This is a genomic window from Sphingobacterium spiritivorum ATCC 33861, from assembly GCF_000143765.1.
Taxonomy (GTDB): domain Bacteria; phylum Bacteroidota; class Bacteroidia; order Sphingobacteriales; family Sphingobacteriaceae; genus Sphingobacterium; species Sphingobacterium spiritivorum.
Genome location: NZ_GL379770.1, coordinates 445,197 through 461,222 on the forward strand (window position 1 = coordinate 445,197; position 16,026 = coordinate 461,222).

The 16,026-nt window shown below is 39.5% G+C and carries 12 protein-coding genes; 9 read left to right on the plus strand and 3 right to left on the minus strand.

Going from position 1 to position 16,026, the window contains the following annotated elements:
• The 3 genes from HMPREF0766_RS02220 to HMPREF0766_RS02230 form a co-directional block, all read right to left on the minus strand.
• Entirely contained in the window at positions 1 to 1,467 is a 1,467-nt protein-coding gene (locus HMPREF0766_RS02220; RefSeq protein ID WP_002993295.1) for a DUF3945 domain-containing protein, read from the minus strand.
• Positions 1,468 to 1,567: 100 nt separating this feature from the next.
• On the minus strand, positions 1,568 to 1,849 hold the full coding sequence (locus HMPREF0766_RS02225; RefSeq protein ID WP_002993296.1) for a helix-turn-helix domain-containing protein: 282 nt from the start codon (positions 1,847 to 1,849) through the stop codon (positions 1,568 to 1,570).
• Positions 1,850 to 2,111: 262 nt separating this feature from the next.
• Positions 2,112 to 2,957 carry an RteC domain-containing protein gene (locus tag HMPREF0766_RS02230; RefSeq protein WP_002993297.1) on the minus strand — a complete coding sequence of 282 codons (846 nt, stop codon included), beginning with the start codon at positions 2,955 to 2,957 and terminating at the stop codon, positions 2,112 to 2,114.
• Between the two features lie 932 nt (positions 2,958 to 3,889).
• Between HMPREF0766_RS02230 and HMPREF0766_RS21775 the strand changes: the two genes are divergently transcribed.
• The 9 genes from HMPREF0766_RS21775 to HMPREF0766_RS02275 all read left to right on the plus strand — a co-directional run bounded on the left by HMPREF0766_RS21775 (position 3,890) and on the right by HMPREF0766_RS02275 (position 15,983).
• Positions 3,890 to 4,354, plus strand: coding sequence for a hypothetical protein (locus tag HMPREF0766_RS21775; protein ID WP_002993298.1), 465 nt, complete (start codon positions 3,890 to 3,892; stop codon positions 4,352 to 4,354).
• A gap of 216 nt (positions 4,355 to 4,570) precedes the next feature.
• On the plus strand, positions 4,571 to 5,599 hold the full coding sequence (locus tag HMPREF0766_RS02240) for a DUF6414 family protein (protein ID WP_138944195.1): 1,029 nt from the start codon (positions 4,571 to 4,573) through the stop codon (positions 5,597 to 5,599).
• A 130-nt stretch (positions 5,600 to 5,729) separates the two neighbouring features.
• On the plus strand, positions 5,730 to 6,470 hold the full coding sequence (locus HMPREF0766_RS21780; RefSeq protein ID WP_169311196.1) for an SMI1/KNR4 family protein: 741 nt from the start codon (positions 5,730 to 5,732) through the stop codon (positions 6,468 to 6,470).
• Positions 6,471 to 6,929: 459 nt separating this feature from the next.
• Positions 6,930 to 7,307, plus strand: coding sequence for a nuclear transport factor 2 family protein (locus tag HMPREF0766_RS02250; protein WP_002993303.1), 378 nt, complete (start codon positions 6,930 to 6,932; stop codon positions 7,305 to 7,307).
• 158 nt (positions 7,308 to 7,465) lie between these two features.
• Positions 7,466 to 7,960 (plus strand): YfbM family protein, encoded by a 495-nt coding sequence (locus HMPREF0766_RS02255; protein ID WP_236590561.1) that lies wholly within the window; start codon positions 7,466 to 7,468, stop codon positions 7,958 to 7,960.
• A gap of 147 nt (positions 7,961 to 8,107) precedes the next feature.
• Positions 8,108 to 8,929, plus strand: a complete 822-nt coding sequence (locus tag HMPREF0766_RS02260) for a hypothetical protein (protein ID WP_002993307.1) — start codon at positions 8,108 to 8,110, stop codon at positions 8,927 to 8,929.
• Between the two features lie 500 nt (positions 8,930 to 9,429).
• Positions 9,430 to 10,755, plus strand: coding sequence for an IPT/TIG domain-containing protein (locus HMPREF0766_RS02265; RefSeq protein ID WP_002993308.1), 1,326 nt, complete (start codon positions 9,430 to 9,432; stop codon positions 10,753 to 10,755).
• Between the two features lie 18 nt (positions 10,756 to 10,773).
• Positions 10,774 to 13,911 carry a SusC/RagA family TonB-linked outer membrane protein gene (locus HMPREF0766_RS02270; RefSeq protein WP_002993309.1) on the plus strand — a complete coding sequence of 1,046 codons (3,138 nt, stop codon included), beginning with the start codon at positions 10,774 to 10,776 and terminating at the stop codon, positions 13,909 to 13,911.
• Between the two features lie 23 nt (positions 13,912 to 13,934).
• Positions 13,935 to 15,983, plus strand: coding sequence for a RagB/SusD family nutrient uptake outer membrane protein (locus tag HMPREF0766_RS02275; RefSeq protein ID WP_002993310.1), 2,049 nt, complete (start codon positions 13,935 to 13,937; stop codon positions 15,981 to 15,983).
• Positions 15,984 to 16,026 lie beyond the last annotated feature (43 nt).

Consider the following 16,026-nt stretch of genomic DNA (forward strand, 5'->3'; position numbering starts at 1 on the left):
CTAACTCACTTTCCTACCCTTTGATTTTGCAGGTGCTTTGGGTTTGTTCTGTTGCTCCTGTTGCTTTTCGTTTTTCGGTCTTTGCTGCCCTTTCTGTAGAGGCTCTTTGATATTCTTGGTCGCTTCGTTGGTCTTGCCCTCGGAATTGACGGCAATCTGCGTTTTATGGGCTTCTGTAGGTTTTATCCGTTCCTTGTATTGGTTGGGAAACTCAAAGTTGGTTTTTCCTGTTTCCTTGTTGAATGTGATATAGCCGTTATAAGTTTGCCCTTTCTTATCGACCAAATTCGGAATGTAAACTGTTTGACCGTCTTTGAACTTGTTGTATTGGTCATCCTCCAGTTCCTTTCCCCTAAAGGTTTTCGGGGCTTCCTGCGACCTGCTTTGCTGATTGTCCTGTTGGCTGTTTTGGGTTTGCCTGTCATTGTTGCTTCGGTCAAACAGAAATTCCACATACCGTTTATCCGCATTGAACTGTACGTTTGCATCAAAGGGAGTACCTTTTGTAGAAATCATTCCCTCAATGAACAGGGGTTTGCCCTCCACTAAGGTTTGTTTTTGTTCGTCATTTAGTTTTATACCTTTAACCTCATCGGGGATTTTGATGAAATCTGTTTTCAAAGCAATCAGCTCATTGGTAAGCCGGTCCACACTAATGATGGACGGCATCAATTCGCCTGTTTTGGAGTTTATCAGATCGACCACACGCCCCATATTGCCTGTTTGACGTAAGTTCTGTTTGTCCTCGTCTGAGAACTTGTGTCCGAAAAACTCAAAGTTTAAGTTGGGTTCACGCCTGATACCGTGTACCGCTGCCACAACGTCCCCCTCCGGGGTGGACTGTAAAGACAAGCGGGCATCTGTACGGACGACCGCACCGCCAAGATTAACGCTTATAGGTACAAGCTCATTGGTCTTGTAACCCCTCAATAGTGGGTCAAGGAGGTTCTTTTTCTCAAGGTATTCCTTGCTTAATCCGAGATTGTTCATTGTTTCCCAATCAATCTGTTCCGGCTGGAAGCGGTACTCGCTTGTTTCCGGGGTTGTCTCTGTTTTTGTCATATCATTTTTATTTTCTTGTTTTTGCTCTTGTTCGGGTTCATTTTTCACTTCATGCTTTTCCATTTTCTTTTTGCCTTCGGCAGTTGGATTGTTTATCTGATTCTGAAATTCTTTTGCTTTCTCTACGGCTTCGTCAGCCGAAACTTTGAAAAGAGCAAATTTGGTAGGGTCTTTTAACTGCCTCCAAAAATTGGAAAGGAAATTGGTCACGAAATCACCGTGTTTATCCACCCGCATGAACTCGCTTTGGTTCTTCTTCGTAGGGTCAACCGTTTCCATTTTTCCGCTTTTGTCAATACTTTTTACAGCTTGGATTTTCATTTTTTCTTTATCCAGCACTAAAAGTATATCCGATAACTGTTCGGAAGCAACCTGTTGGTTTTCTGTTTCTTTTTCTTCACTCATAATCTGAAAAGTTTAAAGTTTTATTGCCGAAAGTAAATGAAGCAGTTACTGCATCGCCCGAAGTGGCAGTCAAAGGCAGTATTTGGCACGCATTGGCGTTTTACTTGTTAAAACTCTCCCTGATAAACTGGTGCACATCGGATAGCTTGTAATACAGTTTTCCGCTAATGGTATAGTAAGGTAGTTTACCTATGGAGCGGTAGCGTTGCAGGGAACGGTTACTGATTTTCAACATTTGCAGCAGGTCCTGGTTATCGAGCAGTTCTTCTCCGTCTATGCTATTGCGTTTCTTTTTTAAATCGTCAATATTGTCGCCCAACATATCAAACCTGTCCATGATGCGTTCCATCCACGCTATAAATTCCATTCTGTCAATATTCATAGTCGATAAGTTTTAATGTTCACCATGCAAAATTGGGAAGCGTGGCAGTGTTTATCAGCCAAGCCCTGCCAATTGGTTTGGCTGTTTTTTGAAAATTTTTGCAATTGGGAGAAACCCTTGTTTGGTAGGGCTTAAAAAGAATTTCGAGTATTTAGGAGATGGTTTATACCATCATTTGCCAATTGACATACATTGGCTTATGGTATAAACAAAAAAGCAGTACACAACAATGCACTGCCCTGAACAAAAGACCTGCATTGGGTTAAAGGTCTTTATCCATATATTCTTCCAATGAAGTTTTAAGCTGGTCCAAGAATGCCGTTCGGGAACCGCTTCGGGTTTTCATTCTGTGGAATGCGTGGTGCAGGTCACCGAGCGTAATGCCAAAAAGTATCTGGAACATCAAACTGATTTTTCGGACACCGGTTTTACCGTGCGAAACTGCTGCCGAAGCATACAGGGCATATATCAATTCGACAAGTGCGTTTTTGCTTTCTGTCCAAAAAATATCTTTGGCGTTTTCCGGCTTTTGTAAAATAGCATCGGGATTTTCATCTGGATTGATTTTCGTCAGCAGATAGGTATAAAGCAATTCGTTGGCGATAATCCTTGCGGTCTTGTAATCGTAGAAAGTAGAAAATTCGGGATCAATTTCAAAGACGATACTGTTCAGACCGTCGTGGTAATTTATGTTGCCTCTTTTGAAATAGGTGTCGTCACGGTCCGTACGCCCCGAACGATAGTACCTATAAAAATCTGAATTGCAGATATGCTCAATGTACTCTCTTTTAAGATTGGCTAATTGAGTCGAAAAGTAACTGTAATACATTTTGCCGTTGCTGACCGGACAGGTCGTTTCAATCCGGTAAATTTTATTGTAGTAGATGAGTTTTCCAAGTATTTGGGGTTTGATGGTTCGGAAGAATTTTATTTCTTCCCCATCATTTTGAAAGCCCTTTTTAGCAATATATTTCTTGACCTCAAATAACAGGTCTTGTAGATACAAGGTCATTTCATAAGCCTCATCAATCAACCTTTTGCTCTGTGATAAAATCTTATCTTCCTTATTATGTATCTCTAAAATAATGGTGTGTAAAGAATGCTGCATAGCCCATAATTTTTGTGATCAATAGCGAATTTCAAATTCAGTTTATCCCTAATTAATACACAAACATCATTATATTAAGTGATACCTTTACCCAAGTTCACCCCACCTGTGGGAAGATTTTTGTCATAAATCTCACCCAACTGTGGAGATTATTTTATAAATATTCAGTATGAAATGACTTTGAAAAGCCCCTTTAGTAAACGCAAATTTAACGGATATAAAGAGACTTTAAGTCTGATTGCTTTATTATATAACTTTGAACCTTGTTAATCTTTTTATTTGAAAAAATGAGCCAGAAAAATCGCTTTAGTGATTTTGAGGTTTAAATCAAAAATCACCAAATTGTATTGCTCAATCAAATTAAATGATTAAATTTGCAACATCGAATCACAAATTATATGTGAGTTAAACGGTGAGTAGTTCTTTTTAAAGAAAGTCAACATATTGACATATAGATATTTGAGTGTGCGCAGATTCGTCCTGCCACCCCGACCGAGAAGCTCTGACGAAAGTCAGGGCTTTTTTTATTTTCGGCGGGATGAGAACCGTTGATCCCACCCTATACAGGATCACCGAGCGGAGTGAGGTTATCCTGCCACTGCGATTGAATCCCTCTTAATCATCGATATGTTTAAGGTCTAAACGGACATAATCTTTGTATACTTTAATTGTATTGCTAGCGTATCTTTGCGTAATCAACTTTTTTCAAATACTTTCAGTGTGTTTCGTTATCCACATACAGATAATAATTTATTTGTAGCGATTGTTTAGTTTTACGATATTTAATGCTGTGTTAACCTATTGAAATATAATTTGTTATATCTTATTTGGATATGTAAGGCGAAGTGCGTTTATAGAGACGGATTGGCGGAATGTTTTGTATATTAGGTTCGTTAAAAATATGTTATATGCCATTTTAACCACATACTCTAATGAAAAATTACGTTTATAAAGAAGCTAAAGCTTTCTCTACTAATGAAATTAATATCTTCAAAAATATTCTAATAAATGCGAATGAAGTTTCAGAGGTAACTTTTGATGGCTTAATTGAAAAAAATCCAAAACTTTTAATAGTTGGTAACATAAAGGAACCATTAGGAATAGCTGCCCTAAAAAATCCAAACAAAACTTACAAAGAAAAAGTGTTTCGGTTATCAGGCACTGAAAAAGATTCAAAAGAATATCGTTTTGAATTAGGCTGGGTTGTAAGTTTAGAAAAAGGGAATGGTAATAAAATAGTTGAGTTAATATCAAATTCAGAAAATAATATTTATTCAACTGTAAGAGAAAAAAATCAAAAAATGATTTCTTTATTAAAGAAATACGGATTTAGTCAAGCAGGAAATTCTTATAAATCTGAAAGAGGAGATTATCAAATACTGCTATTCGTAAAATAAAAATGGCATATAAGAAGGGTTTTGCAAAATGGTAAGTTAAGTGATAAAATGAAATATTCTCTTTTTTTGTCATAATAGCTTTTTATATTTCCTATTTTCATAGATTTAGTAAATAATAAAAAAGCTGGTAATCAGATTAGTGCAAAATTGATAGTTTCGACTTTCTAATTTGTCACTATCGTCAAGCAGCAATCCGTTATGTATATTTTAACTGAAATGAATTCAATAAAAGATTTAATCTATTTTGATTATGATAAAGCAAAATCATTAAATAGTCAACTTAATGATGGTTTGTTAAGTCGTTTAACAAAAACGATTGAAGAAGAATCAGGAGATAATTCTGAAATAGGTATTGATATTAAAATCCTTAAGGCTAAAGTTGGTGGAAATGGCAAGGATAAAAATATTAAAACGGAAACTATAGAAATTTATCACGAGTTACTTAATCAGATCGAAACCTCACTTTTTAAAAAAGGAATTTTAACAGACATAAATGACAAATTTGAAAATGACGGTAAAAGTTTTAATGATTTTCTTCAAGAAGTTCCTAGCTTTAAATATATCAAAGCTACTGGATGGAGTACATTCGAGGACTTTGAGCGTTTTAAAAGAATAATGTCAAATTTCAATGAAATACAAAGATTGATATATGGTTCTGCTATTAAAAACAATCCAGAAATAAAAAAGCAAAAAGAGCAAATCAACGAACTAAAAAGAGATTTAAAGAAAAACCCAAATTCTCAAAAAGAGCTAATAAGATTAATTGCAATCGAGAAAAATTTTGATAAACAACTGGAGTCCCAAGTGAATGCTAATTTTTTAGATGAAACCTTCATTGAAGGAGTTCAAATTTTTTTAGATACATTTTCTGCTCACAGATTAAATTTTAGATTAGCCCCATTTGATATTTTTAATGACTTTCAAATTTTGGCAAATTTAAAAAATGAGTACTTAGTCAATGGAAGTTTTGATGATATAATATATACATACGGCTCAAGACCAAATATTAAGTTATCAGTTTTTGGTATCATTACATCTTGTCCTCAAAAAAAAGATAATAGAAAAGATCTAAATGATGAATATTTGGGATACGATGATAGTGAATTAGAAGACTCTGAACTTTTTATAAAAGCGTTTAGAAATGTGTTCTCATCTTTTCAAGGATTTGAAAAGTTTTTTTTCGTTCCTTCTTATCCGAAAATTTCAATTAGCCCGATTGCTATTTATCAAGAAATTATTTATTAATAAAACATCGTATTTGCGAAATGGAGGGATAAGGTAGAAATTGGAAGTTTCTTTCTTTTATTATTCATCCACTACTATCGCGAATACACGCTCCTTTATACGCAATATGCAGAAAAATCATAGTAAAATATTGATTGAAGAAATTAAATCTAACTTAAGACGTTATTATGAACTAATTGAAAAGTTTGCTGATAAAAATCAATTATCTGCTGAACAAAAGAATGCAATTTTTAAGTCTCTAAACCCACCGCTTGACGAAGATATAATTAGTGACTTCGAGCACAACAATAATGTTCATCTACCGGTTGAATATAAACTTTTTCTTACTGAAATTGGAAATGGAACCGGAAGCACCTGGGATGATGCCGGAATTGGGCCGGATCTCGGAATTTTAAAAGTGACATTTGACAAAGAACATTGTTTTATTTTTGATGACACCATAACAGACCTGGAAAATACATTTCAATTTGAAGAGGAATATAACGTAGAAAACTGGGAATATTTGTATGAGAAATTCACTAACTGGTTTGGCAAGTATACCAGCGAATTTAGAAACGATCTTTTTCAACTAAGGGAGCCAACTAACGAGGAGTTTGAGGAATTTATAGCCATAAACGGAGAGAATCCCCGAAATGAATACTACGAAAGATTTGAAGTAAACGGAGTTTTGCCCATTTGTGGAATTGGTTGCGGAGAATACTATTTCATTGTAATATCCGGAAATTGCAAAGGTGAGATCTGGATTGATTTTCGCGATAATTGGGGAGGAGTTGCTCCCGTTTTAGATAAAAACGGGAACAGACAAAAGTTTGATGCCTGGTATAATGAATGGCTAATGCTGGAAATTGAAGAACTGCAAAACAGACTCTGAAACGCTACTGCTGCTCATGAGGGTTTCATAAAATGGCGGTTTAAAGGAGAAACTTTCAATTTCTCCTTTTTTTGTCGCAACAGTTTTTTATATTTCCTTTTTTCATAAATTTAGAAAATAGTAAAAAGCTGTTACCTAGGTGAAGTGCAGGATTGAAAGGTTCGATTTTCTAAATCGCCACTATCGCCAAGCTGTTGCCTGTTATGTGCAGTATTATTTAACTTTCTAACTTCCTGACAATATCGGCCTATATTGTATAATAATTTGTTTTCTCTTTCCTTTTAATCACCAAATTTATCTGTACCACAAGAGTCTGTGGAATTAACAGAAGGAATCACATTTATAGTTCTACTAGCAAACAGACTGTAAGGTGCTCCGCCAAGCTAAACTTTTCGTATATTAGTTTTGTATAAATACCTGTTAACAGAAAGTTTGTTATAAATCGTAAAAAACCAACTAATGAGCTCCATAATCCTTAATGAACAGAAAATCCTGGATATTGAAAATCAACTTCGCGAAGCGATGCAGAAAAGCGATGTCGGGATTCTGGATCAATTGCTTCATGATGATTTGCTTTTTGTTCTTTCAGACGGTGAAGTCATTACAAAGGAAATGGATCTGGAAACGCACAGATCCGGAAACCTTGTTTTAGAAGAAATCACTTCCTCAATCGATTCTGTAAAGCAAATTGGTGAAAACGTAGTGGTTACTTTGTCTTCAAAGATTAAAGGAAAAATGCTGGAACAAAACTTTGAAGGTAACTTTCGTTATCTGCGGGTTTGGAAAATGTTTGACGGTCAATTAAAAGTTATAGCGGGAAGTTGTGTTGCGATATAAGGGAAGCTGTTGATAAAATATTGCTAAAAGCAAGGTTGAAAAGCTTTTGTTCTTCGATTGAACTTTTATTCTAAAGATTGGGACCCATCATCGGCATGTTTACCAACAATCACATTATAAAAAGAAATTTTAAATTTTTAAACTATGATAATTGACTTATGAGTATGATAGCAAATTTGCTTCGAGTGACAACGTCTGAACTTGAAGCGTATTTGAAAGATAGTTCATTATTAGAAGACAGCATTTATAATGATGAAGCAGACGCCGAAAATCTGATTGACATTGACAAGTCCTGGGATGGAATTATATTTTTACTAACCGGACAAGGTCTGGCCACTGCGAAATACAATCTGGTAAGAATTTTATTCAGCGCACAAATTATTGATGAAGAGCAGGATTTAGGTTATGGTCCCGCTCATTATTTGACAGCAGAGCAGGTTGCTGAATTAAATGGTGAAATTTCGGCAATTACAATTGCTGATTTAAAACAAAGGTTCAACCCTGAAAGAATGAATGAATTAGAAGTTTATCCGATCATTTGGGACGAAGGGGATGATGCTTTTGATTATCTGGCTGATGGATTTTTGACATTACAAAATGTTTTTGCAGACGCTACAAAAAATAAAGAAGCAATCATTACATTTCTAAATTAGACGATAAAAAAGTGCGGGCTTCACCGTCTGCGTGGGGTGGACTAATTCCGAAGTTCTTGTGTTCGGATGCTCCTGACATCAGGCTGCGGCCTGTTGTGAGAGATGTAAAATAACCATAGCTGAAGTAATCAGATAATACTTAATCCAATGGACTCAAAACAATTATTCAGATTTTTTCATAGTAAATTTCACCTCACAAACTGGCTTAATGAAGATGGTGATTTAGCCCAAAGTGATGGAAAAGTAAAATGGCATTATTGCGGTGTTAACGAAGATTTCAGGACTCAATTTGTTAGTCAAACGATAGATGATACTTTTACGGATGGTGAAATCTATCTCTGTATTTCCTCCAATAACAGTTCATTAGTGCATAAGTCATCTGTTGTCGACCAAATCGGGAAGATGCTGCACAAGAAAGAAATCGGGATCATGGATCAGTCATTTACAAAAATGATATTTTTCAATTCCTACGGCACATTTAAGATTGGAATAATAAGAGATTTTCCGGAAAGTCGTCCAAAGCCTGCTGGCAGCCTTTTAAAAGTGGCATTTCATGCAAATAGTGTAGATCAAAATACTTATCATGTTTCAGAAGCTGTAACGAAACATTTTGAATCCATTGAAAAAGCCCTGCACAAAGATTACGGAGCTAATATGGAACAGCTGTGGATAGATTTAGAGCTTGTAGAAAGTCACAAACCTTATCCATTGCGCTTTCAGAAAAGAGTTGGAAATCCTTCCTCATACACCGAGTTTTACTCTTACAATGTGGGGCATTACAGTGTCCGGCCGGATTTCGAAAAGTTAAGGACGCTTATCTCAGAGGAAGAGATATGTTCCTATGTATTTGAATTGTTATATCAATCAACCCAGATTTTGCTGGATAAGCAGAAAAAATTAGATGGATTCGATGCTTCAAAGTTTCGGTTGGATTTTTCAAACGCTTTAAAAAAAGCAAAATACGTTTAATGGAATAAAGTCTGCCTTTGGTCAGGGCTTTGTCTTTTGCCTTCAGGCAGGCTGATTCCGGAGCGTTGAGACAAGTTGTCATTCTTTTTCTATTCTTTCGCCATTACCTAAGCTATTATTCCTGAAGGGCTATTGTTCCCCGAAACTTCCGGCCTCTTCAGTATAAACTCTTGTTTACTCCCTTTCTCTTTCTTCCTAAACTACTCCGGTTTTATCTCAAGTTTGGAATAGAAAAATCTTGTGCATTTTCCCGCTGCCTTTATTTAGATATGCACACTTTGGTGCGGAGACCTGCATGAAATCTTTGCTTAAAATCAGCATTCCTCTTTGCTATTGCTCCGGCTGTGTCATTAAGTCTTATGTTAAGAGTTAGTGAATTATCCTGTTAAAAAACGTTAAATCCTTATATTATAATAATATGCTGTTAACCTTAAGCAAACAGTACATCCCTAATATTGCCCCTGAAAAAGAACATTTACTCAACCTAAACTATTTATGTAATGAACTGCTACTTATTAACCGCTTGTTCTTTCGTAGTTGCCCTGTTTTTCAGCGGCTGTGAAAGTAAAAGTGAGCTTGAGCAAAAAGCTTATGACCCGAATAAACCTGTTGTCCTGACAAGTTTTTATCCGATGGAGGGTGGGGCAAAGGACAAAATTCTATTGGATGGTGAAAACTTCGGTTCCGACCCGGGCAAGATCAAAGTGTATTTCAACAATGCGCAGGCTTCTGTCATTTCCTCCAGTGGCGAGCGTATATACGCTATCGTACCCCGTCTTCCGGGAGATGACCCAAAGATTTCTGTTGTTATCGGGAAAGATTCAGTCGTTTACAACAATTCATTTACCTATCATATTCAGGCGCAGGTCAGTACAGTCACCGGGACAGGTGACAAAAACTTTTTGGCCGGTCCGCTTGATCAGGCACATGTATACGGCAAGTATCTGGATATGGATGCGCAGGGTAATTTATTTATGACCTGGCGTGACGGAGGTTCATTTGGTATTGCACGTATCAATGAGAAGGAAAATATCGTGACTCCTTTATATTCTGCAGCCTCTTCGCCTAACCCGTATGCCAATGGGGTAACAGTAGATCGTGCAACAGGTATTATGACCGTATCACACGAATCTGTGGCTGAAGTATTCTTCTCATTCGATCCCAGAGAAGCCTGGATATTGCGTCAGCGTAATGCACAATTCTCTGCCGCTGATTACGGTTCTATCGTGCAGGCCGACCGCTATGCTAACTTCGTTACCTTCTGTCCGTATGACGGACATCTGTATACCCGTTTTCGTGACGGAAAAGTAGCAAAAATCAATCCGGTTACTTATGCGGCTACTATCGTACATCAGGGACCTTACGGCTCCCAGTACGGACAGGCGATCAATCCGGCTAAACCATGGGAGCTCTATATCACCCTGCATTCCAACGCCAGTCCGAATACTTTTGCTCAGGGGATTTCGGTTTTAGATCTTCGTGATCCGAACGGTACAGGAGGGTTTAAACGTATCAATGCACCGGGAGGTTCAGGATTCCGGGACGGACCGGTAGCAGATGCTGTATTCAATTTTCCGAAAGATATCAAGTTTGACAGAGCCGGAAATATGTTTATCGCGGATTACGGCAATCATTGTATCCGTATGTTGTCTGCTGATGGTATCGTCTCTACAGTTGCCGGGCAGCCGACGAAAGCCGGTTATAAAGACGGAGGACCAGTCGAATCCCAGTTCAACCAACCCTGGGGAGTGGCCGTCAATGATCAGGGAGATATCTATATCGCCGATTGGAATAATGCACGCATCCGTAAACTAGTTATCGAATAATTAACCTATTACAATATCATGAAGATCATTCATTTTTTGTGTATGCTACCGTTATACCTGTGTTTTTCGGTCACGTATGCACAACAAACACAAGAACAAGAACAGCTAACGGTTGCGGGGAGTGTCGTTGATGACAAGGGGCAGCCGGTATCCAGTGTGTCGATTTATGTTAAGGATAAACCCACCGGGACTACTTCGACAGACGCAAAAGGTAAATTCAATATTAAAGCTATATACGGGGACAGACTAGTATTTACGAGTGTAGGATACGAAACGACAGAACATTTAGTAGTAGAATCTACCGCAAATCTGACTATAACATTACTGGAAAAAAGTACGAATATAGAGGAGGTTGTAGTCGTTGGTCTGGGCGCCCAGCAGCGGAAAATCAGCTCCGTAGGTGCCATTACGACTGTAGATGTAAAGCAATTGCAAAGTCCTGCTCCTTCTATCGCCAACTTATTAGGCGGACGTGCTGCGGGGGTTATTTCAATGCAGACTTCGGGTGAACCCGGAGCGAATATCGCTGACTTCTGGATACGTGGTATCGGTACCTTTGGTGCTAATGCCAAAGCACTTGTCCTTATCGACGGTCTTGAAGGCGATCTGAATACCATTGACCCGGCAGATGTGGAGAGCTTCTCCATTCTGAAGGATGCATCGGCTACTGCGGTATATGGTGTGAGGGGAGCCAACGGGGTCGTGTTAGTAACGACCAAACGCGGTACTGTAGACCGTATTCAGATAACCGGACGTGTCAATTCGACTATGTCCCGTCTCAGTCGCCTGCCTGAATATCTTCGCGCTTACGATTATGCATTGCTGGCTAATGAGGCTTCCGCTGTACGTGGCAGTGAGCCTTTATTCAACGATACGGAATTAGGTATTATAAAGTATAATCTGGATCCGGACATGTATCCGGATATCAGCTGGCAGGATGAAATCCTCAATAAAAACTTCTGGCGTCAGAGCTATTATACTTCTGGTCGCGGAGGATCTGAGGTTGCCCGTTATTTCCTGAGTCTTGGGGGTAACACCGAAACAGCAGCATACAAAGTGGACAAAAATTCTATTTACAGTTCCAATGTAGGCTACAACACCTACAATTACCGGGTGAATCTGGATATCAACCTGACCAAGACAACCAAAGTATTTTTAGGATCAGATGGATTTCTGTCGGACAAGAAAGAGCCCGGTATAGCCGATACGGACTTTATCTGGAAAACGCAGTCTACACTTACTCCGGTTTCTATTCCGATTCAATATTCCAACGGACTGTTACCGGGTGTAGGTAGCGGAGAACGTTCCTCGCCTTATGTAATGATTAACCGTACCGGTAGCTACAATCAGCAGATTTACAAGGGAAAAGTTACGCTGGCACTTGATCAGGATCTGAAAAGCTTGCTGGATGGATTGAAAATCCGTGCACAGGGAGCTTATGACCTTCACAGCTATTTTGCAGAGCGCAGGTGGATACAGCCTGCACTGTATGAAGCAACTGGTCGTAATCTGGACGGATCATTGATTATGGCTCAGAAAGTACAGGAAAGACCAGCAGCATATGTTAAAGGATTGAGACAATATCGCAAGTATCATTTTGAGTCTACACTAAATTATGATAAGAAATTTGGTGATGACCACCGTACATCGGCATTGCTTTATTATTACCTCAGTGATGCGAAAGATACCGATGATGCGACAAATAATCTTACCGCTATTCCGGTACGTTATCAGGGGGTGTCAAGCAGGTTTACCTATGGTTTCAGAGATACTTATTTATTGGATGTCAACTTTGGTTATACAGGTTCAGAAAACTTTCAGCCGGGGCGTCAATATGGTTTCTTTCCGTCCATTGCATTGGGTTGGGTACCTACCGGATACAAATTTGTACAGGAAGCAGCTCCCTGGTTAGACTATTTTAAAATCAGAGCATCTTATGGTACAGTGGGTAACGACCGTATTTCTAACGCCGTTCGCTTCCCTTATCTGACAAAGGCAGATATCTACGAAAGTAATGTCTGGGGAGTCGGAGGTATTGAAACCATTACAGAAACCCGTATAGGGGCAGATAATCTGGCATGGGAACGCGCGATCAAATCCAATGTGGGTATAGAAGGAAAACTGTTCAATAATAAGGTCGACTTTGTGATTGATTTTTTCCAGGATCAGCGTAATGGTATTTTCCAGCCACGCGTGCAGGTTCCGGATTATGTAGGGGTAATTTCCAATCCTTATGCCAATGTTGGCCGCATGAAAAGTTCCGGTGCTGACGGAAATATTACGTATACGACCAAGATCAATAACGATATGACGTTGACATTGCGTGGTAATTTTACGTATTCTAAAAATGTGGTGCAAAACTGGGAACAAGCTTATCTGGAGTACTCGTATCTGGAGTATAACGGCTATCCGTATAATTCTATCCGCGGATACCAGTCTCTGGGCTTGTTCAAAGATGAGGATGATATCAAGTATAGTCCTACGCAGAGTTTTGGAGCAGTATTACCGGGAGATATCAAGTATAAGGATGTGAATGGTGACGGTGTGATCAATACTTTGGACAAAGTGCCGTTGACACACAGTAACTACCCGCTGACGATGTACGGCTTTGGTGGAGAATTCCGCTACAAAAACCTTTCTCTTGGTGTGCTTTTCAAAGGAACGGGCAAAACTTCTTTCTTCTATGTGGGTCAACCGATGAATTATAAAGGGGTGGTTGAAAATACAGGTATGGGTTATATGCCTTTCTTCGGAGGAACGGACGGCAACCTGATCTCTCTGGTCAATGATCCTGCAAACCGATGGATTCCCCGGGATTATGCTTTAGAGCAGGGTATTGATTTATCTCTGGCTGAAAATCCAAACGCCCGTTTCCCACGTATGCAATACGGCAATAACAGCAACAACAGCCAGTTATCTACCTTCTGGCAGGGAGACGCACGCTATATCCGTTTACAGGAGGTCACACTGAGTTACAATGTGAGTCCGAAATTCCTTAAGCGTGTAGGGGTTAAATCCATGGATCTTCAGTTTGTCGGTAACAACCTGTATATCTGGGATAATGTCAAAATATTTGATCCGGAACAAGCTGCCTGGGGTGGACGTAAATATCCTATACCCTCGACCTATTCACTACAGGCCTATATTAATTTTTAGTAGTACAGATATAAATTAAAGACATGAAAACGTCAGTAATCATAAAAAGAATAATACAAGTCGCACTGGCTTTGCCGCTGTTGTTTATGGCAACATCCTGTAAAGATTATCTTAATATCGACAATTATTTTGATGACGAATTTAATATTGATTCGGCATTCACAAATACCCGGTATATGGAAGCCTACATGTGGGGAGCAGCGGCTATGTTCCCGGACGAATCCAATACCATCCGTAGTAATTATACACCGGGACCAATGGCAACCGATGAGGCTATAAACGGATTGACCGGAACGGGAACTACCAATATTTACTATGGGATGGACTTTGTTACCGGAAATATCACACCTGATTTTTACGGCGGACTTAATCAGTGGGGAAAATACTATAAGATTATCCGTAAAGCGAATACGATATTGAAAAATCTTGATTTGCCCAGGGATATGACTTATGCGGATCGTAACCGGATTGAAGGCTATACCCGTTTTATACGTGCCTATGCATACTACAATCTGATTATAGATTTCGGCCCTCCGATTTTGTTGGGGGATGATATCGTGAGTACCAATGAGACGATCGAATATTATGATCGTCCGAGAGCGACATATGATGAAGCGATGGAATATATCTGCAGCGAATTTGAAAAGGCTGCTGTACAGTTGCCTCTTGATGTCAGTTTACTGGATTTTGGTAAGCCGACCAAAGGAGCTGCATTTGCTTTAATTGCGCGTTTGCGGTTGATCCATGCCAGTCCGTTGTTTAATGGCGGCGCAGCAGCCAACTCCTATTATGGTAGCTGGGTACGTAAGACAGATGGTGTACACTATGTATCTCAGCAGTATAATGAAAGACGCTGGGCAGTGGCTGCTGCTGCAGCAAAGCGGGTGATGGATATGGGAAGGTACAAATTGTATACAGTGCCGGCCGACGAAAGAACTCCTGTACTGCCTGCCGGAGTTACCTCTGATCCTAATTTCTACGGGGTCTATCCTAACGGCGCTAAGGGAATTGATGCATTCAGATCGTATTCGGATGTATTTACCGGAGAAGCCGTAGCTTCTATTAACCCTGAATATATCTGGGGAAGAAATACCGCATACCTTAATACCAATTTGAATCAGGGTGCACTTCCTCCGACTTTGGGTGGCTGGGGACGTTTTTCCGTGACACAAAAAGTGGTAGATGCCTACCTGATGGATGACGGACGTACCAGAGAAGAGGCTCGGGGTGATACTTATTTTGAATCGGTTGCTGACCTCCCTGCTGGTGGAACATTTGCCGATCTCTTTACTACACAGTCACGCAATTTTTCAGGGTATCCAATGAATGCGGGTATATTCAAGATGTATGCCAACCGGGAGATGCGTTTCTATGCTTCTGTGGGTTTCAATGGTGCTGTATGGCAAGCTTTATCCAGTACTACACTGAATAACCATACTGCCAAATATTTCTATCAGGAGTCCGATGGCCGTGGAGGGGTATCGGCATCTTCACCTAACTATCCGCTTACCGGTTATGTGATCAAAAAATGGAACCATGCCTTTGACGCACTTACGGGTACAGGTGCGCGGATGATGCCTAAGGCATATCCGATTATCCGATACGCTGAAATGTTATTGTCTTATGCGGAAGCCATGAATAACCTTACCGGAAGTCATACCGTACAGGTCGGGGATCAGAGCTATACGCTTGGCCGTGATGAGAATGAGATCAAGACCTCTTTTAATATGGTGCGTTACCGCGCAGGCTTACCGGGCTTATCATCTGCTCAGCTTTCCAGTAAAGCGGAGGTGCAAAAACAGATTGAGCGTGAGCGTATGGTTGAATTCTTATGGGAGAACAGACGTTTTTATGATGTACGTCGCTGGGGTATGTATGAAGAGACCGAACGTGAACCTATCCGCGGTATGAATCCGGATGGTGCAACACGTGAGTCATTCTACAGAAGGGTTTCACCAGGTACTTCCTCATTTCTGACCCGTCAGGTGGATAAAAAATTGATCTGGGTACCTATACCACGTGCTGAGATGCGAAGATTGCCTTCACTGGATCAGAACCCGGGATATAATTAGGAATAAGCAACAGAAGAAGAAAATATACAGGTCTTCCGTTGTC